This window comes from Vibrio sp. McD22-P3, assembly GCF_021568915.1.
Classification (GTDB): Bacteria; Pseudomonadota; Gammaproteobacteria; order Enterobacterales; family Vibrionaceae; genus Vibrio; species Vibrio mediterranei.
The window spans coordinates 25,021-47,245 of record NZ_JAKGTN010000003.1 but is presented as its reverse complement, the minus strand read 5'-3'; the positions used below and the strand labels follow the sequence as shown (position 1 = coordinate 47,245).

Genomic DNA, 22,225 nt, shown 5'->3' with positions numbered 1-22,225 from the left:
GTACACGAAGAGTTAAGCTGCAAGTGGCAACTTGAGTTGAACATCATTACCACTGACTCGTACATCAAACCGAGTCAGTTGGACCTCTGGCTCTTCAATGCAGACACCCGTTTGTAAGTTAAAGTGCTGCTTGTAAAGCGGTGAAGCCACACAAGGTTGGCCATCTAGCGAGCCCATAATGCCGCGAGACATCACATAGGCATGGCCAAAAGGATCGTAATTGCAAAGCGCGTACAGTTGGTCGCTACGCTGACAATAGAAAATAGCGACCTGTTTATCTTCGACTTTAGCACACACTCCGGTATGGGGTACTAAGTCATCAGTTGAGCAAACAGTTAACCACTGACTCATATTCTTCTCCTTAACTATCAAATTTCATTCGCCTATAGCGAGGCAACGTCGTTAAACTTCAACAACATCAATACGTTGCTCCAAAACAAGCGCTTGTTTCTTATTATTAGTTGGGAATCTTTGTTGGCGAATATTGACAAACTGAAGGTTACCATCCAGCTCATCGGTATTAATAAAGTGTTGGAATCGTTTTAGTTTCTCTGGATTTTCGAGTGTGGTTTTCCACTCACACTGATACTTACCGACATTGGTAGCCATGTCTTTTTCCAGCTCATCGGCGAGTTTCAATTTGTCATCGACAATTACTTGTTTGAGGTATTCAATGCCACCTTCTAGGTTTTCAAGCCACACAGAAGTTCGTTGTAAACGGTCTGCAGTGCGGACGTAAAACATTAATATACGGTCGATATAGCGAATCAGTGTTTGTTCATCAAGATCAGTGGCTAGCAAGTCGGCGTGACGAGGACGCATTCCACCATTACCACACACATACAAGTTCCAACCTTTATCGGAGGCAATCACACCAATGTCTTTCGACTGAGCTTCTGCACACTCACGAGTACAGCCTGAGACAGCGAACTTCAGTTTGTGAGGCGATCTTAGTCCTTTGTAACGATTTTCAATGTCGATAGCTAAACCTACACTGTCACCGACACCATAGCGGCACCATGTGCTCCCGACACACGATTTCACCGTTCGTACCGATTTGCCATAAGCGTGTCCGGTTTCAAATCCAGCTTCCACCAATCGTTTCCAAATCAAAGGCAACTCATTGAGTTGTGCCCCAAACAAGTCAACGCGTTGACCTCCGGTAATCTTGGTGTACAGGTCGAAATCTTTAGCTACCTGACCAAGTACAATCAATTTATCTGGTGTGATTTCACCACCAGCGATACGAGGAACCACCGAATATGTTCCATCTTTTTGCATATTACCCAAATAGATATCGTTGGTATCTTGGAGCTCCATGTGTTGCTCTTCCAGAATATAGTCATTCCAAAACGACGCTAAAATTGAGCCCACTGTTGGCTTGCAAATCTCACAGCCCAACCCAGAGCCATGGCTAGATAGTAATTCATCGAACGTCTTAATTTGGTTAACGCGAATAATGTCGCTGAGTTCTTGACGGGAATAGGCAAAGTGCTCACAAATATCGTTGTTCACTTCAACGCCGAGGTTCATCAACTCACTATCGAGTACTTGTTTTGCTAACGCTGAACAGCCACCACAACCTGTCGATGCATTAGTGGTATCTTTTAGCGCAGCCATCGTGTTACAACCGCTCGCCACCGCTTGTTTGATATCACCCTTTGTCACATCAAAACAGGAGCAGATCACCGCAGAGTCAGGCAGAGCCTCTACACCGAGTCCTGCTGAGCTATCGTCAGCCACGTTAGGCAGAATTAATACCGAAGGGCTGTCTGGGAGAGCTATTTCGTTTTGTTTGAGTTGCAATAAGCTGCCGTAGGCGTCAGCATCCCCTACCAAAACAGCACCTACAATTTTACTGCCATCCTCAGACACAATTAGCCGCTTGTAGACTTGCTCAATTTCGTCATTGTAGGTGTATGACTGCGCACCAACTGTCTTTCCGTGAACCTCACCGATACTCGCAACATCAACGCCCAACAATTTAAGTTTGGTGCTCATATCGGCACCAGTAAATGCCAGTGGCTCCAATGAATCGACAATTTGGCTAGCTGCGACTTTTGCCATTTGATAACCCGGAGCAACAAGCCCGAAGATCTGATTTTGCCACAAAGCACATTCGCCAATTGCATAGATATCCTCGACGCTGGTACGGCATTGGTCATCAATCACTATTCCGCCGCGCGGCCCTATCTCAATATCCGCTTGACGCGCTAACTCATCTTGAGGACGAATGCCAGCCGAGAAGACAATAAGGTCGGTCTCAAGGTAAGTACCATCAGCAAAATTCATTCGATAGCGAGCCTGCTCACCTGCAATAATTTCAGTAGTCGCTTTATCGGTGTGCACCGATACACCTAAATTTTCAATTTTCCTGCGCAGTAATGCGCCGCCACCTTCATCAAGCTGCACCGCCATAAGACGCGGGGCAAACTCCACCACATGTGTATCTAAACCAAGGTTTTTAATCGCGTTAGCGGCCTCCAAGCCGAGTAATCCACCTCCGACAACGACGCCTGTTTTACTGACTTTACTGCCCGACTCGATGGCATCTAGGTCTTCAATGGTGCGATAAACATAACAGTGTTCTTGGTCATTACCAGAAATGGGCGGTACAAAAGGAAATGAACCCGTGGCAAGTACCAACTTATCGTAACTCTCCTGACGCCCACTTTCGGTTGTCACCTGCTTTTGGTCTGTATCAATCGAGACAACTTTGTCGTTTAAGACATAGTTAACCCCATGATTCTGATAGTAAGTTTCATCGGTTAGCGCAAGATACTCAGCACCTTTGTCGTCATCAAAATAGCTGGTAAGCTGCACGCGGTCATAAGCAAGTCGCGACTCTTCTGAAAACGTGATAATTTGCGCAGACTCATCGTTTGCAGCAATCACGCTATCAATGAACTTGTGGCCTACCATCCCATTGCCGACCACCACAATCCTTTGTGTTTTCATAATGCTTCCTTTCATAATTACGCTGTCAGCTGTAATTTGTGTTGTTGATTTTGTTTTGGTGATTCCATCAATACTCGTTCGTTGAGCTGCGACAGCCACTGCATTTGCTCGGCCACTTTAACCACTTGGCCAATTACAATGAGAGCAGGCGACTGAATTTGATGACTATCTCTTAACTCGACAAGCTCATCCAAACTGCCCAGCACCGTTCTTTGTGCTGGGCAACAGCCGTTTTCAATTAACGCTACAGGGGTAGACGCCGATAAACCTGCGTCTATAAGAGAGCTCGCAATCATCTCCGCTTTGCTTAATCCCATGTAGATAACGAGAGTTTGATTCAGGTCAGCCAGTGCTTTCCAATGTATGTCCAATTCCTTTTCGGCATGGGCGGTGATAAAAGTACACCCTTGAGCTAAACCGCGATGAGTAAGCGGGATATCAGAGTATGTGGTGCACCCCGAAGCAGCCGTAATGCCAGGAATAACATCAACATCAAAGCCTTGTTTTTTGAGTAGTAGCATTTCTTCTCCGCCACGACCGAATATAAAGGCATCGCCCCCTTTAACTCGGCAAACTCGTCCACCTCGATGGGCATAGTCGATTAAGGTTTGGTTAATTTGCTGCTGGGTATAGCTATGGCAACCCTTAGCTTTGCCAACATAAACCTGCACGCTGTTGGATGGAAAAAGTGCCTTGATCTCTTGGCTAACGAGATTGTCAAAGATAATGACATCAGCAGATTGGATTGCTCGAAGAGCCTTAACCGTGAGCAAATCAGGATCGCCCGGTCCAGCACCCACCAATGAGATATGATTACTTCTCATACTATTTCCTTGCATGGCATTTCTCCTTATAGACAGGCGAAATTTTTTTATTCGCTTGCCAACTTAGAGGCAATAAGGATGCCAGCGATGATAATAGTCTCGTTATTTTTTGAATAAACTCTTTAAAAACAATGAAATATAATTTCAGCCTTTGATTTAGAAACACAAAAACAACACCCACAAAAATCCAATTAGAGAAGATTTTGAGCATTTTTAGTGCGATAAATCCCAAAACAGTGCAAATAAACAATAAATAACTGATATTTTGTCAAAAAAGCCTATATACCACTTTAGTGGTATATAGACTAACCATTTGTATTAATTGACTATATTAGGGATAAATACATATTTAACCCAACAACGCCCCAATGGCGCGCGTTTTGCTTTCAACAACAATTAACGGAAATTATCAGCAAGGATAAAGGTTATGACTAAAGAAGGCTGGATTAAGACAACATGTGCCTATTGCGGAGTCGGTTGCGGTGTTGAAGCGAGACCAAAAGCAAACGGTCTTCTGGAAATAAGAGGCGACAAACAGCATCCCTCCAATTATGGCAAACTGTGTACCAAAGGTATCGCACTTGGGGATACGGTCATTACCGACGGTCGCCTTTTATCACCGATCCATCGCACTCGCAGCATTGATGCTTTAGAGGAAAAGTCTATGACTTGGGATGAGGCGACGTCTCTTGTCGCTGAGCAATTCCAGAAGGCCATTCAACAACATGGTCCTGACTCTGTCGCATTCTATGTATCAGGTCAGTTGCTCACTGAGGATTACTATGTCGCCAACAAACTCATGAAGGGCTTTATTGGCAGCGGCAATATCGATAGTAATTCCAGGTTATGTATGGCCTCGAGCGTCGTAGGCCATAAACGTGCTTTCGGCAGCGATACTGTCCCCGTGGTCTATGAAGATGTCGAACTGGCTGACTTGGTTGTCATTACTGGTTCTAACTTGGCGTGGTGTCATCCGGTCCTTTTTCAACGCTTAAAGACTGCTAAGCAGAATAATCCAAATATGAAAGTGGTGGTAATTGACCCTCGTCAAACCGCAACTTGTGAGCTTGCCGATCTACACCTCGCCATTCAATCTGGCAGTGATGTTGCTCTGTTCAACGGACTATTGAATCATCTCTCACTGACGGGACAGCTCAACGCAAACTACATAGAACACCATACGCAAGGGTTTGATGACGCGTTGGCCGTTGCGAAGCAGACGGTCGACGTTGGTTCCATCACAGGGCTAACTCAATCGCAACTTGAAGAGTTTTACACTATATTTGCTAACACCCCAAAAACCGTCACCATCTATTCGCAAGGCATTAATCAATCCAGCAGTGGCTCGAACAAAGTCAACAGCATTCTAAATTGCCATCTCGCTACAGGCAGAGTTGGACAGCCAGGAATGGGGCCCTTCTCTGTCACAGGGCAACCTAATGCAATGGGAGGAAGAGAGGTAGGTGCACTGGCAAACACATTAGCAAGTCATATGGAGTTTGATAATCCACAGCATCACTCATTAATTAGTGAGTTTTGGCAAACCTCCACTCTTGCCACTAAGCCTGGTCTTAAAGCGATCGACCTATTTGACGCAGTCGAAGCAGGAAAAATCAAAGCGATTTGGATCATGGCAACTAACCCCATGGTGAGTCTACCTAACTCAGAAAAAATAAAATCAGCGCTACAAAAATGCCCGTTTGTGGTGGTCTCAGATTGCATTAAGGAAACCGAAACAGCCCAACTAGCTGACGTGCTTTTACCCGCACAAGGTTGGAGCGAGAAATCGGGCACAGTCACCAATTCTGAGCGCCGTATTTCAAGACAACGTCGATTGCTTCCCAGCCCTGGCATGGCTAAACCTGATTGGTGGATAGTAAGCAAAGTGGCAATGAAAATGGGTTTCACCAACGCTTTTAATTATTTACATGAGGGGCAAATCTTCAACGAGTATGCTCGCATGACGACCTTAGGTAATGAGGGCGGTCAACAGCGTGATCTGACATTAAGTGGGTTAGCTCAGTTGGATGACAAAGGCTATAACACGCTGGTTCCGCAACAATGGCCAGTGTTAACGTTACAAACCGATATCGTCAACCAGCGGCTGTTTAACCAACATCAGTTTTATACTGCTGACCAAAAAGCACACTTTGTCGCCACGGGTTATGAAGCCCCGCAACAAACAGCAAGCAATGCGCTGCCTATCTTGCTTAACACTGGCCGGACGCGAGATCATTGGCACACCATGAGCCGCACTGGATTGTCACCTAATCTGGCCTCTCATACTCCAGAACCGTTTGTAAACCTGCACCCTGATACGGCGCTCATGTGGGGACTTAAATCCGGAGACATCGCAGAGCTCTCCAACCCACACGCCAATATTCACATGCGGGTGGCGGTAGATTCCGGCGTGACTGCTGAGCACGCCTTCGTACCCATTCACTGGAACTTGGCAACCGCCAGTAATGCCAAAGCGTGTCAACTTATCTCGCCCAATACTGACCCTTTTTCTGGCCAACCCGAATTCAAACATACCCCAGTATCAATAGAGCTTTGGCCAAAACAGTGTGAAGCGTTGCTCATCAGCCGCACTCCGTTAAGCCTCATTGACATGGATTACTGGGTGAAACAGAAGGTTGAATCCGGCTACTTGTATCGTATAGCCTCGAAATGTGATGCCATGTCGCTCATCGTACAGCTCACAAACATCATTGCTGTAAAGAACAACAAAACACTGTCATTTGATGGAGGTATTACGGATTTGGAACATCGCAAAGCAGTCATTAGCGCCAATGTTATGCAACGAGCCTTTATAGTAAAAACCACGATACAAGAACATGACCTAGACTGGTTGACATCTTTGTTTGAGCAATCAGCCAACGACCATCTGGAAAGCCAGTTTATGAGTAGAGCCTAATCTCCTCGATATAGCCGAATCGAATAGAGCATTGACCTGTCTACGTTTTAGGCGCTTAATGTATATTTACGTGAACCGCTGTTATTGTCAGATAACACTGAAATTTTTATCCGATAATTAATACTATATTTAAACAACAGCCACCTAGCGTTAAGCTCCGAATGCATAAAAACAAAGTAAGCAGGTAGATATTATGAAAGCAGTGACCAAACAATACGCCGTGATTGGTTTAGGGCGTTTTGGAATGAGTATCTGTAAAGAGTTATCTGAAGCCGGTGCTCAAGTTCTTGCTATCGACATCAATGAAGATCGTGTAAAGGAAGTATCTAAAATCGTCGCACAAGGCATCATTGCCAACTGTACGATAGAAGAAACCGTTGAAGAACTCAGACTGAATGAGTTCGACATGGTGATGGTATCCATAGGGAATGACATCAATGCCAGTATTCTCACCACACTGGTGCTTAAAGAAGCCAAAGTGAAGAAAGTGTGGGTTAAAGCGAATGACAAGTTCCAGTACAAAATCTTGCAAAAGATAGGGGCGGATAAAATCATCATGCCTGAAAGAGATATGGGTATCCGAGTAGCGCAGCGTATGCTTGATAACCGAGTGATTGCTTTCAATGAACTAGGAAGTGGCTTAGCGCTAACCGAAATCGTCGTTGGCAATAAGTTAATGGGCAAAACCTTGGCTGACGTCGCCATTTGCCAAGCTAGCAATGTTAAAGTACTGGGATTCAAACGCGGTCCTGAGCTGGACGCCAACCCAAAAATGAGTCAAACACTTGAAATTGGTGACATGATCATTGTTGCTGGCCCAGAAAAAGACCTGCACGAAAAGATCAGACTGTCATGAATCGTCGTTTCCAAAAAGGTCTGATTTACCCGATTAAACTCACTAGGAAATCAGCAGTACCGTCAGAGCCTTACCTTATAGTAGCAAGCTTTTTGGCGGTTTTAGTACCCTCTGCTTTGCTGCTGACACTACCCGTATTTTCGGTTACCGGATTGAGCTTTAGCGACGCCTTCTTTACGGCGACATCCGCTATCAGTGTGACTGGACTCGGTGTGGTCGATACTGGTCAGCATTTCACGACTTCAGGGAAAGTGTTACTGATGCTGTTGATGCAAATTGGCGGCCTTGGGCAAATGACGCTTTCAGCGGTTTTACTCTACATGTTTGGTGTTAGATTAAGCCTAAAGCAACAAGCTTTGGCCCAAGAAGCGCTTGGCCAAGATCGCCGGGTCAATATTAAAGGGTTAGTGAAGAAAATCATCATTTTTGCCTTCATTGCCGAAGCTATCGGTGCGGCCGTTTTAGCTATGCGTTGGATCCCCGAAATGGGCTTGTCTCAAGGCGTGTTTTATTCGATATTTCACGCGATTTCCGCCTTTAATAACGCCGGCTTCGCTTTGTTCTCAGATAGTATGATGAGTTTCGCATCAGAGCCAGTCGTTCTGCTTGTTTTGTCTGGGTTATTCATCTTCGGCGGGTTGGGCTTTACCGTGGTCAGTGATCTTGCGATCAACGGTAAGAAAGGCTTTTCTAGGCTAGGGCTACATACAAAAATCATGCTCACTGCCACACCCATCTTGTTGTTGGGCGGCACACTGTTTTTCTTCTTACTGGAACGCACCAACCCAGAAACTTTAGGGGCTTTACCTCTTGGTGGACAATGGCTCTCCGCATTCTTCCAGTCGGCAAGTGCTCGTACTGCTGGCTTTAATAGCGTTGATATCGCTCAGTTTGGGCAACCTGCCCTACTGATTATGATTATCTTAATGCTGATAGGTGCAGGCTCTACATCGACAGGTGGTGGTATTAAGGTATCGACATTCGCAGTTGCCTTCTATGCCACATGGGCATTCTTAAGGCAGAAACAATACGTGGAGATCTTTAATCGCACTGTTAGTTGGCAGACCGTCACTAAGTCGCTTGCAATCATAGTGGTGAGCGGCGCTATTTTGACTATCGCCATGTTCTTACTTATGGTCACCCAACAGGCAAAATTTGAACAAGTGTTGTTTGAAACCATATCGGCATTTGCTACCGTCGGACTAACAGCAGGTTTAACTGTTCAACTCAATACCGAAGGTAAGTGGATTATGATTGTCGTGATGATTATTGGTCGTGTTGGACCACTAACCTTAGCCTACATGCTAGCCAGACCAAAACCGACATTACTAAAATACCCTGAAGACAACGTCCTGACAGGTTAATAACGGTAAACTAAAACCGGCGCGGTCAATGGCTGCGCCTGTTTATTTCCTAACAACTTGAGTGTGGAGTCTCGCAATAACCATTCCAGTATTGGTTTGCTTTCTCGGATGCTTGTTGCCAATCCCCTGAAATTGAAAACAGCGCTGCCGTCAATGTGGATACAACGGTATTTGCCATCAACTGCATTTCTTCTTGCGGTGTCTGTAATGGACAGTGTTGTGGAAGCGCTAGCTCGGCCATACTTTCTTCAACGTACTCAGAATGAATCGTATCGGATTCGACCCACCACACAGTTTGGCTTACTTTCGGATTGTATTCCGTTTCACCACCTTGTCCCTTGAACGATAGCATTCGTTGATAGTCATTGTTGTCTCTTCCATGTCGAGCGAGAAGATGTTCGACTTTGGCGTGCAGTTCTTGGAAACCCGGGTGAAAACTTCCTCGCATACCAAAAGGTGCATTCGCTGGATTCAGGGCTCGAATAACGGTATTGATCGGTGTTCTTAAACCGTAGCGATGCTTCCAATCCAACATTTTCTTGGCGAGTGGACAAAAGTGGTTCAGCGGTAAATAGGCAATATTATCGCGGTCAAGAAGTTGCTGTGCATGAGCTAAATCTTCCGCTTTGGAAATATTCAGTGTACCCAAACAGTCTTTTGCATGTAAGCGATCACTTTCTTTATCCAAGTCACCATGCAACACCACCCGTACACCATGTTCCGCCAAAATGCTCGCAGCAATAAGATGCCAAGGTTTTCCCGATGACTGCCCTACTCTTTTACCCGCATATAATGGCCAGTCGAAATCAGCGCTAATATCTGGGTAATGAGGTTTCAAACCTTCCACGAAGCCCGCGATTTCCTCCGGGGTTTCGTCGCGCACGCGGATAAGCATCATCAACATAGCCATTTGATCATCACCAATCTGTCCATCGACAAACTCTTCCATCACTTGCTTAGCTTGTTCCTGAGTTAACGGACCACGTCCACGAGACCCACGGCCAACCGTGCGAATACACTCTTTAATAATCGACAAACTTAATCCTTTTTATATGTACTGACTCACCCATTGTAATCCAAGAATTAGCCATCGCCATAACATATCCCTTACTCAATAGAAAAAAGGTGCGCCTCGAATGAATGAGAACGCACCGTCGCCAACTGATTATTAGTGAGACACTTTATGTCACGCTTCTTATTTAGAAGTCTTCATGTCACTGCAAGAACATTGCCAGTTATTAAAGTCACTAAATATCAACAACTTGTATCTATTTCTTTGTATTTACCACGTCTTACTGTGATCTATCATCATGCAGTTGCACCAATAGTGTGATTCTTAACTTTGTTGTTTCTCAAAACTGTTACAACGCTCTGATGGATTGTCAGTCGTCCACAACTACTATAAAGAGCGGGCCATAACAGCGATTTCAGCCCGAGGTGAAAGCTCTAAGCCAATGAAAGGACTCGATAATGAAAACAACGACTACAACACTTGCTATGGTGTGTCTTGCCACTTCTGCCGAGGCTGGGAAAGCATTTGACGACCCGCTGACCTCATTAGACACCAATCGTTGGTTTATCGCCGAGGGGTGGGAGAACGGTTATCCGTTTTTAAATCGATAGCAACACGACCACGCAGAATTTAGTCCACAGGGGTTGGCACTCAACTTATCCAATATCATCGACAATCATGGCTATCCAGATATCGTATCAGGAGAGATACGCACTCAAGGCTTTTATGGGAACGGCTGTTTTGAGGTAGAAATGAAGCCTGTCAAAGCGGAAGGTGTCGTGAGCGCGTTCTTCCTGTTTGCAGGTCCCTACGATCAGCCTGAAGGTGGCAATGGAATCCATAACGAAATTGACATTGAATTTATTGGCCTGAACACCAACTTGGTACAGTTTAATTTTTGGAGTAACGACGATAGCTACGAGCAGCGTAATGAATATATTCACTACCTAGATTTTGACGCCGCAGATGAGTTTCATAAGTACGCCATAGAATGGAATAGAAACACCATAAAATGGTACATCGACGATGAACTGGTATACAAAGTGCGCAATACTGAAGCACAACCTATTCCTAGCCAATCCGATACGAAGCTAAGAGCGATGATGAATATCTGGGCCACCGCGCCAGAGCTCTCAAACTGGGCTGGGTTGTACGATCAAAGTACTGGCGCTCACCATTCGGCCCACTATCGAAATTTCCGTTTCACACGTTCGAAATGCAATAACTAGCTATCTCTTAAGGTGACTTTGAGTGTGATAAGAACCTATTTACCCAACAACTGAACCGTCTGTCGTCAACGTGACCAAGTCATTAACTAAGATTCCAGTTATTTACTTCACCATCGCGTCGATTTACGTATACTGCACACGTCTCTTACCATTTGAACAGCGATAATATATGCACAGTACAATCAAGTTTATAGCAACGGACATGGATGGCACACTGCTCGACCCAAACGGTCAACTGACTCCAGATTTTTTCCCTCTCTACGAGCGTATTAAAGAGCAAGGTATTCACTTTGCACCAGCTTCCGGCCGTCAGTACTACAGCCTTAAAGACATGTTCTCTTCTATTCAAGATGAGCTGATTTTTATCGCAGAAAACGGCACGCTGGTCATGCAAAACGATGAGGAGCTTTACAGCTGCACATTAGATACGGCCGCCGCAAAAGAGATCATCAAAACTGCCCGATCTATAGATAACACTTATATGGTTCTATGCGGTAAGCACTCAGCCTATATTGAAACTCAGGATCCTAGAGCGCTTGAAGAAATCCGTAAATACTATCATCGATGCGAGTATGTCGAAGACCTACTCTCTGTCGAAGACGATTTTATCAAGGTCGCGATCTGCAACTTTGAGGGGGCTGAGCAACATGTCTTCCCAACCATCAATGATCTTTTTGGCAATGAGTATCAAGTGGTGGTAAGCGCAAAAATATGGTTGGATGTCATGAATAAAGAAGCCTCAAAAGGGGCTGCTATTCGTTTCTTGCAACAGCATTTAGGGTTTAAGTTTGAAGAAACAATGAGCTTCGGTGACTACTTCAATGACGTTGAAATGTTAAAAGAGAGCTACCACTCTTACGCTATGGACAATGCACATCCTGAGATAAAAAAACTGAGTCGCTTTATTGCTCCAAGCAACAATGAAGCAGGCGTCTTGAAAGTGGTAGATAAATACTTAGCCACCGTCGAGTGATACAAAAAGAGCATGTCATCGACATGCTCTTTTGATTTAGATTATTTTTCTTGCCAGCGTGCAGCCGCTTCGGCGTCGGAGTCTCGTGACTCAACCCAACGCGTCGACTCTGTCGTTCGCTCTTTTTTCCAAAACGGAGCTTTGGTTTTAAGGTAATCCATTATGAATTCGCAAGCTTCAAACGCAGATCCACGATGAGCACTAGATACTCCAACGAATACGATTTGGTCACCGGCATCCATATCACCCACGCGATGAATTACACGAATACCATTTAACATCCAACGCTCTTCTGCTTCATCACAGATCTTTTCCAGCGAACGTTCTGTCATTCCCGGATAGTGTTCTAGTGATAAACCGGTAACATTGTCGCCTAAGTTCATATCGCGAACTTTGCCGGTAAACGTGACAATTGCACCCGACGCTGTACCTTCAGCCAACGCATCGTATTCAGCGCCCACTGAAAAGTCTTCGTGTTGAACGGATACTCTTAAGGTCATGTTAACCTCCCGTTACCGGTGGAAAGAAAGCCACTTCATCGCCGTCTTGAACTTTCTCATCCAGAGCAACAATATTTTGATTAAGAGCAGCAAGCAACTTACCACTTTCAAGAGCTAGTTCCCACTTACCTTGCTGAGCGGCAAGATGGGCTCGAATATCTTCGATTGTGGCAAACTCAGCAGCAAGCTCCACACTGTCTTGACCAATCAGCTCACGAGTTTGTGCAAAGAAAAGTACTTTAATCATGATTCCACCTTGAAGTGTCCTGATTTTCCACCCGTTTTTTCGAGTAGACGAACGTTTTCAATAACCATGTCTTTTTGTACCGCTTTACACATATCGTAAATAGTCAAAGCCGCCACAGACGCAGCTGTTAACGCTTCCATTTCTACGCCAGTTTTACCTGCTAGCTTACAAACAGACTCGATACGTACTTTGTTTTCCGCTTCGATAGCTTCCAGCTGTACTTCCACTTTAGACAGTAACAACGGATGGCACAAAGGAATAAGATCCCATGTTTTCTTAGCCGCTTGAATACCTGCGATACGTGCAGTAGCAAACACATCACCTTTGTGATGGTTGCCTGAAGTAATCATCTGCAGAGTTTCTGGTGCCATGTGAACAAAAGCTTCGGCCCTTGCTTCACGCACCGTCTCGGCTTTGGCCGACACATCGACCATGTTTGCTTCGCCAGAGGCGTTGATATGGGTAAATTCGGACATGACTTTCCCTAGATGATTACTTACTTAGATGAGGCATGAAGTTACATGGGCGGTGGCTAGCATCAAGTTGCTGCTTGATGATCTTTGTCCAACCTGTGCGACATGCTCCAGTCGAGCCTGGCATCGCAAAGATAACCGTGTGGTTTGCAAAACCTGCGATTGCACGAGATTGGATAGTTGATGTGCCAATTTCCTCGTAAGAAACTGCACGGAATAGCTCACCAAAGCCTTCCACTTGTTTGTCGAATAGTGGAACGAGTGCTTCAGGCGTGCTGTCACGAGAAGTAAACCCCGTACCGCCAGTGATCATTACCGCTTGCACACTCTCATCAGCGATCCATTTCGACACCACTGCGCGAATTTGATAGATATCGTCAATAACGATTTGCTTATCCGCCAGTGTGTGGCCTGCTTCTTGTAGATTCTCGACTAAAAAGCGACCTGACGTGTCATTTTCTTCGGTACGTGTATCCGATACGGTTAGCACTGCGATATTTGCAGGCACGAACTTGCTTTCTGCGTGACCCATGATTATTCACCCTATAAAATTTTTACGTATTTTTTCGCGGTCTATTAGCCGCCGATAGATGCCAAATGCGGCGTCATCCCTGAATTACCGTCATGCAGGAAATGACTGACTGATTTGGTCTGTAATTGTGCTTGAATTCGTTCGATCAGAGCGCTCTCTTGAGCGTCTTCTTGAAGTAAGTCGCGTAGCTCTATACCATGGTCACCAAATAGACAGAGGTGCAGTTTGCCCATTGCCGACACACGTAGACGATTACAACTTTCACAGAAGTTTTTCTCGTATGGCATGATAAGGCCGATCTCACCTTGGTAGTCCGCATGAACAAAAACTTGAGCTGGGCCATCATTTTGACTTCGAGCTTTCAAGATCCAACCGTTGGCAATCAGTTGATTACGAATGTCAGTGCCGGAGACATGATGCTTGTTAAATAGCTCGTCCATTTCACCAGTTTGCATCAACTCGATGAAACGCAATTGAATCGGACGATCTTTGATCCAGTTGAGGAAGGCAGGAAGCTCTTTGGCATTGAGATCTTTCATCAATACCACGTTGACTTTGACCTGCTCATAGCCGACTTCAAACGCTCGGTCGATGCCAGACATCACTTCAGTAAATTTGTTTTCACCGGTGATCTGGTGGAACATTCTTGGATCGAGACTATCTACACTTACATTGATATTGGTAAGGCCAGCTTGACGCCATGTATCAACTTGTTTAGCCATTCGATAACCATTGGTCGTCGTTGCTACCTTCGTAATACCCGGTGTATTCGCTACCGTTTCAATGATCTGAGGGAAATCTTTGCGCAAGCTCGGCTCACCACCAGTGATTCGTACTTTGGAAGTACCACAATCTGCAAACGCGGTAACCACGCGTTTGATTTCTGGAAGCGTCAAAAAGGCTGGTCTTTTGTGACCAGGCGGTTTGTAGCCATCAGGGAGGCAATATGTACACTTGAAGTTACAGACATCTGTAACCGAAAGACGCAAGTAATAGAACTTGCGATTAAATTTATCTTCGAATTGTTGCGCCACGGAACACCTTTCCAAACACGGGAGGCACAATCATTTCCAATTATGCCCTTGTGACAAATTGTCACTGGCTCTAGAAGCTTATCTTTGGTTCGACTTAGCGCGTAGAGCTCGGAGTTATGGCAGTTACCGCATAATGAGTCGGTAACAGCTTTTGAGTAAAATACTCAATAACGGTATGGTTTTCCAGCCTTCATGTCAAAAAACCTTACATATTCGTCATTTTTATTATAGTTGAGTATCTCAAATGAACAATTTAACCTATGTTACAAAGTTCAGATAACTCAAAAGAAGTATAAGATGAGCATATATTCATCAAAGAAAGTCGTGGCCATTGGTGGTGGTCATGGGCTAGGTCGTATGTTGGCGGCTTTGAAGGAATTTGGCGGGAATGCTACAGGTATCGTAGCTACTACAGATAATGGTGGATCTACTGGGCGCATCCGAGAATGTCAAGGCGGCATCGCTTGGGGTGATACTCGTAACTGTATTAATCAGCTTATTACCGACCCGTCTATTGGCTCCATGATGTTTGAGTACCGCTTTAAAGGTTCCGGCGATCTCAACGGTCACAACCTTGGCAACTTAATGCTCACTGCGCTAGATAACTTGTCCGTTCGTCCACTTGAAGCCATACATTTAATCCGCAAGCTTCTCGCGGTTGATGTCAATATCATTCCAATGTCAGAGCATCCATCTGACCTAACAGCACTTTCAGTCGATGGTAAGTGGGTGACTGGTGAGACATCCGTTGATGAGATGGAACAAGATTTACAAAGATTGGATCTCGACCCCGTCGTGCCCGCCACCAAAGAGGCGGTAGAGGCGATTACTCAAGCCGATTGTATTATTCTCGGACCGGGCAGTTTCTTAACCAGTATTATGCCACCGCTGCTTCTCGCTGATTTGAGCCAAGCTATCTGCCAGAATCAAACTGCTAAAGTCGTATTTGTCGAAAACTTATCACCCGAATATGGCCCAGCCGGCCGCATGACATTAGAGCAGAAGCTGGTGTGGTGTGAACGTGCACTTCAAGGCAGAAAACTGGACGTTGTTTTAGGTGAAGAAGCACACTCTGATATTTGCAGTCAATGGAACTGCGTTACCCTTCCTCTGGCATCGCCAAATAGAGATTGGCGTCATGACCGAGTAAAACTAAAGCATGCTATCGAGTCACTGCTTTAATAATTGATGCAAAAGAAACGGGGGCGCCAAATGGTGCCCCCGTTTTGCAACTCGGTGATGACATTATTTAATCGACTCTAAGAATTCTATATAGCAAGAGTGTGTTTCCGAAAGATTCGCCAGCATACTGTCGACCTGGGCTTGATCTTCTCGTAATTTGCCACCTTTCACTTGAGCGTCGATATCAATAGCAAACTCACACAGTGACTCAGCTCCGAAGCTAGCTGCACTGCTCTTAAGCGCATGGCAGATTTCCTTCATGTGCGACATTTTTTCGGTTAAGTCACCTTCACTTAACTGCGCCTGATAAGTCACCAACTCTCCGGTGAAAATCCCTAGAAGAATAGGAATGTTATCTTGACCAATCTCGCGAGTGAGCTGCTCTACTTTTTCTCGATTCATAAACTTCATGCTTTCTTCTCGCTTGCATTCCATGCCTGTATTTTGCGGTAGATTGTCGAGGGACTCACGTCCAAGTGTTTCGCTGCTTGTGGAATGTTACCGTCACACGCTTCTATCGCTTGCTCTATGGTGGTTTTTTCAGTTTTCCACAAAGGTTGGATGTCCTGTGGCCCAAATGATACTGATACCACATTACTTGAGTTTGCGGGCTTAACCGCTGGCTCATTCAAAGGCGGCGGCAACATACTTAACTCTATTTCTTTACCCTGATTCAATACCACCACATTGCGCAATACATTCTGCAATTGGCGGACATTACCTGGCCACTCGTACTGAATGAAGCGGTCAATGACGTCTTGAGCAAAGCGCACAAAACTCTTACCTTCTTCATGCGACATAAAGCCTAATAACGAGTAGGCAATTTCAATCACATCTTCTTCACGCTCTCGAAGCGGTGGCAAATGAAGAGGGATAACATAAAGTCGGTAGTATAAATCTTCTCTAAATCGCCCTTCTTGTACTTCTTTCCAAGGATCTCGGTTGGTCGCACATACGAAACGTACATCCACTTTCTTCATACGTGAAGACCCCACTTTTTGGAAGGTACCCGTTTGAATAAAGCGCAGTAGTTTAGTTTGTAGATCAAGATCCATTTCACAGAGCTCATCAAGAAACAGCGTGCCGCCATCAGCGAGCTCTGCCGCACCTTGTCGGTCACTTGCCGCCCCCGTAAAGGCACCTTTGACATGACCAAACAGCTCACTCTCAATAAGATCTTTTGGTATGGCGGCACAGTTGATCGCAATAAATGGCTTATCGCCTCGTTTACTCGCAGCGTGGATCGCCTCTGCGCACACTTCCTTACCTGTACCACTTTCTCCAGTAATAAAGATACTAGCCTTACTGGAAGCGGCAGAGTCAATAGTGCGGTAAACCGCCTGCATGGGTTGGCTGCTGCCAATGAATCCTTGGTAGTTTTGGCTACTAGAATCATTAATCTCATTACGTAGCTTAGAAGCTTTGCGGATGGCGTTGGTTACCGTCACGCGAAGTCGATCGGCTTCGCACGGTTTGATTAAAAAGTCCTGCGCGCCATGCTGCATAGCGTCTACCGCAATGTCGATAGAACCATGAGCTGTCATAAAGATGACTGGAACATCGGGATTGAACTCTTTTACAGCGTCCAATACATCCATACCCGTCATGTCGGGAAGTCGTAAATCCAGTAGAATGAGGTCAGGCGTCCGGTGCGCTAAACTTTGAATTGCATCTCTACCGTTTCCAACGATATTGATATCTATACCCAATGGAGATAGATATGAGCGATACAGCGCAGCAACGGAAGCCGTGTCTTCTACCATAAGTAGATAGCGAGACTTGGGCTCGTCGAATAGTTGTTGCATAGTTCCTAGCTAACTGTTGATTATAATTTGGTCTTTATAAGAATATTCGCATTTTGCAATTTTTATCCAATAAAGACCATTTTTATTTTGCTGTTTATATTTGAAACAGCCTATCAAACTCAACCAAAACTTTTAACTATTAGCAATAAAATGCTGTCTAAGTTTTTCTATTTCATCACGTTTTTCTGCGGCTAGTTCAAATTCTAGGTTCTGAGCATGCTGGTACATCTCTGCTTCTAATTTTAGAATTTGTTTTTCTAGATCTTGAGGTGATAGTGCCACATACGCTTGAGAAGGCTCAGCCACTTTCGATAACGGTACTTGTTTTCCTTTCTTGGGCTTACCACCCTTGGCCACGCTGCCAATCTCCATAATATCTTTGATATTACGTTTCAAGGCCATCGGGACCATACCGTTTTCAACGTTATAAGCATGCTGCTTTTCACGACGGCGGTTGGTTTCATTGATGGCTTTTTGCATGGAATTGGTAATGCGGTCACCGTAAAGAATCGCCTTACCTTTTAGGTTACGTGCAGCTCGACCTATGGTCTGAATCAGGGAGCGCTCAGAGCGCAAGAAACCTTCTTTGTCAGCGTCAAGTATAGCTACCAATGACACCTCAGGCATATCTAGACCTTCTCGTAGTAAGTTAATACCTACTAACACGTCAAATTCACCCAATCGTAAGTCGCGTATGATTTCAGTCCGCTCCACGGTATCAATATCTGAGTGCAAGTAACGCACTTTGACGCCATGTTCACTCAAATACTCAGTGAGGTCCTCGGCCATACGTTTGGTTAGTGTAGTTACTAACACACGCTCATCTATCGCGGCTCGAGCGCGTACTTCAGATAGCAGATCATCAACCTGAGTTGCTACAGGACGTACTTCAATTTCTGGGTCAAGCAAACCAGTCGGACGAACAACTTGGTCAGCGACATCGCCATCCGATTTTTCCAGCTCATAAGTACTAGGTGTTGCCGAAACAAAAATAGTCTGTGGTGCAATCATCTCAAATTCATCAAACTTGAGGGGGCGATTGTCTAACGCTGAAGGTAATCGGAATCCATACTCCACCAGCGTCTCTTTTCTTGAACGGTCCCCTTTGTACATGGCTCCAATTTGAGGCACGGTGACGTGAGATTCATCGATAATCAATAAACCGTCAGCAGGGAGATAGTCAAACAGTGTCGGAGGCGGCTCTCCCTCACTTCTTCCGCTGAGATAACGTGAGTAGTTTTCGATACCAGAACAGAAGCCAAGTTCGTTCATCATCTCAATATCAAATTGAGTCCGTTGCGAAATACGCTGTTCTTCAAGTAGCTTGTTATTATCTTTTAGATACATCTGTCTAGCTGCTAACTCTACTTTGATATTCTCAATAGCATCTAAAATACGATCTCTAGGCGTCACATAGTGAGTTTTCGGGTAAATCGTATAGCGAGCAATATCTCGCTCAGTAATCACTCCGGTAAGAGGATCAAAGAGACTGATGCAGTCGATTTCATCGTCAAACATTTCCAATCGAACCGCTTCTTGATCGGATTCCGCTGGGAAGATATCAATGACCTCCCCTCTAACTCGGAACTGACCACGCTCAAAGGCCACATCATTTCGAGAATATTGCAGTTCGGCCAGACGCAATAGAATATCCCGCTGGTCAATAACCGCACCTCGAGTAACATGCAACATCATCTTCAGGTAAGAGTCTGGGTCACCCAAACCATAAATCGCTGATACTGAAGCCACAATGATGGCATCTTTTCTCTCTAGTAATGCCTTAGTCGCAGATAAACGCATTTGCTCAATATGTGCATTGACTGACGCATCTTTCTCAATGAAGGTATCGGTGGTAGGTACATAAGCTTCAGGCTGGTAGTAGTCATAATAAGAGACAAAATACTCAACCGCATTATTTGGAAAGAAGCCTTTCATTTCACCATACAGCTGAGCCGCAAGAGTTTTGTTTGGTGCTAACAGAATCGCTGGTCGCTGAGATTGCGCAATCACATTGGCAAGCGTGAACGTCTTACCTGATCCGGTCACGCCGAGCAATGTTTGGTGTGCTAAACCAGAATCCAGCCCATCGACTAGCTGCGCGATGGCGGTAGGTTGATCTCCAGAAGGTTGATAATCCGAAACCAATTCGAAGTGTTTTGCCATAATGCGATTCCTTTGTTAACGAACCTAGTATTTCACCCCTAGCCGACAGAATTTGCAACCTAAAGCTCGCTATCGGGCAGACTTTTTGATATTGTATTCGCCCTGCTCGGCGTCACAGCCAAATAATTATTGTTAATTAATCCACGACTTTTCCCCAATCAATCGATAAAAGTGTCTTATTCACACAATTCTCAATTCTGACATTAATTTTACCTTTCCGTTTAATTCCAGAAGATTCAGCAAGTTACCATCAAAGCTTAAAACTTATTCACAACCTCTTGTTCTAGCATTTCACCTACTTCTAATTTGATACAGTGTAATTAACACATTTATCCACAAATTTGGTGGATAAGTAAAATAGCCTTATACCCAGCAAGGCATACAGAAAAGTAAAGTTTTTTCTTCGGTTTTTTTCTGCTTTTTTTTGCAGAAAAATATTGACTCTATCTGGTGAGATAGCTAACATTCGCCCCGCTTAAAGCAATTCCCCCTTAGTTCAGTTGGTAGAACGGCGGACTGTTAATCCGTATGTCGCAGGTTCGAGTCCCGCAGGGGGAGCCAAATTCCAAAAAAGCCGTGTCGAAAGACGCGGCTTTTTACGTTTCAATGCGACGAAACTCGTACCGAGCTTTATGTCGCAGAGCTCGCCGCCCGCGTCCGAGTCCCGCAGGGGGAGCCAAATTCCAGAAAAGCCGTGTCGAAAGACGCGGCGTTTTACATTTCAATGCGACGAAACTCGTACCGAGCTTTATGTCGCAGAGCTCACCGCCCGCGTCCGAGTCCGAGTCCCGCAGGGGGAGCCAAATTCCAAAGAGGTCGTGTCGCAAGAAATGCTTGTTGCGTTTCAGAAACCTAAAACTTCCCTTTCCTGATTTTAGGCTTAATACCTATACTTTTCGTACAAACAGACAAAACCTTATGTTTCACTGGTTGTTATTCGCTACGCAAAGCAGGATAATAACGGGATCGGAGCTCTTTACACTTATTATTATGACCGAATATTTCTTATTGTTGGTGGGAACTGTCCTCGTCAACAATTTCGTACTGGTAAAATTCCTTGGGTTATGCCCTTTCATGGGCGTTTCTAAAAAACTCGAGACTGCAATTGGCATGGGGTTAGCCACGACATTCGTGCTGACACTTGCGTCAGTGTGCGCGTACTTAGTAGAAACTTACGTCTTAGTACCTTTAGGCATTCAATATTTACGAACCATGAGTTTTATCTTGGTTATCGCCGTTGTCGTGCAGTTCACTGAGATGGTAGTTCATAAAACCAGTCCAACGCTTTATCGTTTGCTAGGTATTTTCCTACCCTTGATCACCACTAACTGTGCAGTTTTAGGCGTAGCATTACTAAACATCAACGAAAACCACAATTTTATCGAATCCATTATCTATGGCTTCGGAGCGGCTGTAGGTTTCTCTTTAGTTCTTATCTTGTTTGCTTCAATGCGTGAGCGTATTGCCGCAGCTGATGTGCCAGCTCCCTTTAAAGGAGCCTCGATTGCCATGATAACAGCGGGACTAATGTCTCTTGCATTTATGGGCTTCACTGGGTTGGTGAAACTGTAATGACGACAATTCTTATTGCAATTATTGCTCTTGTTATCTTAGCGGCCGTTTTTGGGGCCGTTCTCGGTTTTGCTTCGATTAAGTTTAAAGTAGAAGCCGATCCAATTGTTGACCAAATCGACGGTATTCTGCCTCAAACACAATGCGGACAATGTGGCTACCCTGGCTGCCGCCCTTATGCGGAAGCTATCGCAAACGGCGACGCTATTAACAAGTGTCCTCCCGGTGGCCAAGCAACTATTGAGAAGCTTGCTGACTTAATGGGTGTTGAAGTCGAAGACTCCGCTCATGACGCAGAAAAGTCGATAAAGAAAGTGGCTTTTATCCATGAAGATATGTGTATTGGTTGTACAAAATGCATCCAAGCCTGCCCAGTAGACGCTATCGTTGGCGGAACAAAAGCACTACACACCGTTATCAAAGACGAATGTACTGGCTGTGACCTATGCGTTGCCCCATGCCCTACTGACTGTATTGAAATGATTCCTGTAGAAACAACCGCTGATACTTGGAAATGGCAGCTTGATGCTATTCCTGTTGTCAATATTTCCGAAACTCAAACACAAGCTAGCGGTGAGTAGGGA

The 22,225-nt window shown here is 45.0% G+C and carries 21 protein-coding genes, 1 tRNA gene and 1 riboswitch; of the genes, 10 read left to right on the top strand and 12 right to left on the bottom strand.

Annotated features, from left to right (window positions below; genetic code table 11):
* Window positions 1-12 precede the first annotated feature (12 nt).
* From nirD to cobA, 3 genes are read right to left on the bottom strand one after another with little or no spacing between them, the layout of a single operon-like run.
* Window positions 13-351, bottom strand: coding sequence for a nitrite reductase small subunit NirD (gene nirD / locus L2W36_RS04205; RefSeq protein ID WP_006072963.1), 339 nt, complete (start codon window positions 349-351; stop codon window positions 13-15).
* A 51-nt stretch (window positions 352-402) separates the two neighbouring features.
* Window positions 403-2,958 carry a nitrite reductase large subunit NirB gene (gene nirB / locus L2W36_RS04200; RefSeq protein WP_236109411.1) on the bottom strand — a complete coding sequence of 852 codons (2,556 nt, stop codon included), beginning with the start codon at window positions 2,956-2,958 and terminating at the stop codon, window positions 403-405.
* Window positions 2,959-2,975: 17 nt separating this feature from the next.
* On the bottom strand, window positions 2,976-3,782 hold the full coding sequence (gene cobA / locus L2W36_RS04195) for a uroporphyrinogen-III C-methyltransferase (protein WP_236109410.1): 807 nt from the start codon (window positions 3,780-3,782) through the stop codon (window positions 2,976-2,978).
* Window positions 3,783-4,209: 427 nt separating this feature from the next.
* Between cobA and L2W36_RS04190 the strand changes: the two genes are divergently transcribed.
* The 3 genes from L2W36_RS04190 (at window position 4,210) to L2W36_RS04180 (ending at window position 8,919) form a co-directional block, all read left to right on the top strand.
* Window positions 4,210-6,699 (top strand): molybdopterin oxidoreductase family protein, encoded by a 2,490-nt coding sequence (locus tag L2W36_RS04190; RefSeq protein ID WP_236109409.1) that lies wholly within the window; start codon window positions 4,210-4,212, stop codon window positions 6,697-6,699.
* Between the two features lie 193 nt (window positions 6,700-6,892).
* Window positions 6,893-7,555, top strand: a complete 663-nt coding sequence (locus tag L2W36_RS04185) for a potassium channel family protein (RefSeq protein ID WP_006072958.1) — start codon at window positions 6,893-6,895, stop codon at window positions 7,553-7,555.
* Window positions 7,552-8,919, top strand: coding sequence for a TrkH family potassium uptake protein (locus L2W36_RS04180; RefSeq protein ID WP_236109408.1), 1,368 nt, complete (start codon window positions 7,552-7,554; stop codon window positions 8,917-8,919). The genes L2W36_RS04185 and L2W36_RS04180 overlap by 4 nt, the downstream gene beginning before the upstream one ends.
* A 49-nt stretch (window positions 8,920-8,968) precedes the next feature.
* Here L2W36_RS04180 and L2W36_RS04175 read toward each other — a convergent pair whose 3' ends face one another.
* A complete protein-coding gene (locus tag L2W36_RS04175) occupies window positions 8,969-9,955 on the bottom strand; it encodes a glycosyl transferase family protein (protein ID WP_236109407.1) in 987 nt (328 codons plus the stop codon).
* A gap of 434 nt (window positions 9,956-10,389) precedes the next feature.
* Between L2W36_RS04175 and L2W36_RS04170 the strand changes: the two genes are divergently transcribed.
* From L2W36_RS04170 to L2W36_RS04160, 3 genes are all read left to right on the top strand, one after another.
* A complete protein-coding gene (locus L2W36_RS04170) occupies window positions 10,390-10,542 on the top strand; it encodes a hypothetical protein (RefSeq protein ID WP_236109406.1) in 153 nt (50 codons plus the stop codon).
* A gap of 33 nt (window positions 10,543-10,575) precedes the next feature.
* Complete coding sequence (locus L2W36_RS04165; RefSeq protein ID WP_236109405.1) at window positions 10,576-11,160, top strand: family 16 glycosylhydrolase; 585 nt, start codon at window positions 10,576-10,578, stop codon at window positions 11,158-11,160.
* Window positions 11,161-11,329: 169 nt separating this feature from the next.
* Window positions 11,330-12,133, top strand: a complete 804-nt coding sequence (locus L2W36_RS04160) for an HAD family hydrolase (protein ID WP_236109404.1) — start codon at window positions 11,330-11,332, stop codon at window positions 12,131-12,133.
* Window positions 12,134-12,174: 41 nt separating this feature from the next.
* On the opposite strand, the gene moaE is transcribed toward L2W36_RS04160, so the two are convergent.
* The 5 genes from moaE to moaA form a co-directional block, all read right to left on the bottom strand.
* A complete protein-coding gene (gene moaE, locus L2W36_RS04155; protein WP_006072953.1) occupies window positions 12,175-12,633 on the bottom strand; it encodes a molybdopterin synthase catalytic subunit MoaE in 459 nt (152 codons plus the stop codon).
* 1 nt (window position 12,634) lies between these two features.
* The gene (gene moaD, locus L2W36_RS04150) at window positions 12,635-12,880 is read right to left on the bottom strand and encodes a molybdopterin synthase sulfur carrier subunit (RefSeq protein ID WP_006072952.1); all 246 of its coding nucleotides are present in this window, start codon (window positions 12,878-12,880) and stop codon (window positions 12,635-12,637) included.
* The gene (gene moaC, locus L2W36_RS04145; RefSeq protein WP_006072951.1) at window positions 12,877-13,356 is read right to left on the bottom strand and encodes a cyclic pyranopterin monophosphate synthase MoaC; all 480 of its coding nucleotides are present in this window, start codon (window positions 13,354-13,356) and stop codon (window positions 12,877-12,879) included. Before moaC ends, moaD begins: the two co-directional genes overlap by 4 nt.
* Window positions 13,357-13,372: 16 nt before the next feature.
* Window positions 13,373-13,885 carry a molybdenum cofactor biosynthesis protein B gene (gene moaB / locus L2W36_RS04140; protein ID WP_006072950.1) on the bottom strand — a complete coding sequence of 171 codons (513 nt, stop codon included), beginning with the start codon at window positions 13,883-13,885 and terminating at the stop codon, window positions 13,373-13,375.
* Between the two features lie 44 nt (window positions 13,886-13,929).
* Window positions 13,930-14,919 (bottom strand): GTP 3',8-cyclase MoaA, encoded by a 990-nt coding sequence (gene moaA, locus L2W36_RS04135; protein ID WP_236109403.1) that lies wholly within the window; start codon window positions 14,917-14,919, stop codon window positions 13,930-13,932.
* A riboswitch (molybdenum cofactor riboswitch) is annotated at window positions 14,908-15,045 on the bottom strand. Its footprint overlaps the gene before it by 12 nt.
* 171 nt (window positions 15,046-15,216) lie before the next feature.
* Here moaA and L2W36_RS04130 point away from each other — a divergent pair.
* Window positions 15,217-16,101, top strand: coding sequence for a YvcK family protein (locus L2W36_RS04130; RefSeq protein WP_038229524.1), 885 nt, complete (start codon window positions 15,217-15,219; stop codon window positions 16,099-16,101).
* Between the two features lie 63 nt (window positions 16,102-16,164).
* On the opposite strand, the gene luxU is transcribed toward L2W36_RS04130, so the two are convergent.
* The 3 genes from luxU to uvrB form a co-directional block, all read right to left on the bottom strand.
* The gene (gene luxU / locus L2W36_RS04125) at window positions 16,165-16,512 is read right to left on the bottom strand and encodes a quorum-sensing phosphorelay protein LuxU (RefSeq protein WP_006072947.1); all 348 of its coding nucleotides are present in this window, start codon (window positions 16,510-16,512) and stop codon (window positions 16,165-16,167) included.
* Complete coding sequence (gene luxO / locus L2W36_RS04120) at window positions 16,509-17,906, bottom strand: quorum-sensing sigma-54 dependent transcriptional regulator LuxO (RefSeq protein WP_062462808.1); 1,398 nt, start codon at window positions 17,904-17,906, stop codon at window positions 16,509-16,511. Before luxO ends, luxU begins: the two co-directional genes overlap by 4 nt.
* A 132-nt stretch (window positions 17,907-18,038) precedes the next feature.
* Entirely contained in the window at window positions 18,039-20,069 is a 2,031-nt protein-coding gene (uvrB, locus tag L2W36_RS04115; RefSeq protein ID WP_236109402.1) for an excinuclease ABC subunit UvrB, read from the bottom strand.
* A gap of 485 nt (window positions 20,070-20,554) precedes the next feature.
* Here uvrB and L2W36_RS04110 point away from each other — a divergent pair.
* From L2W36_RS04110 to rsxB, 3 genes are all read left to right on the top strand, one after another.
* Window positions 20,555-20,630 (top strand) — tRNA-Asn (locus L2W36_RS04110).
* Window positions 20,631-21,059: 429 nt separating this feature from the next.
* Window positions 21,060-21,641 carry an electron transport complex subunit RsxA gene (gene rsxA / locus L2W36_RS04105; protein WP_006072943.1) on the top strand — a complete coding sequence of 194 codons (582 nt, stop codon included), beginning with the start codon at window positions 21,060-21,062 and terminating at the stop codon, window positions 21,639-21,641.
* On the top strand, window positions 21,641-22,222 hold the full coding sequence (gene rsxB / locus L2W36_RS04100; RefSeq protein WP_236109401.1) for an electron transport complex subunit RsxB: 582 nt from the start codon (window positions 21,641-21,643) through the stop codon (window positions 22,220-22,222). The genes rsxA and rsxB overlap by 1 nt, the downstream gene beginning before the upstream one ends.
* Window positions 22,223-22,225: the final 3 nt, after the last annotated feature.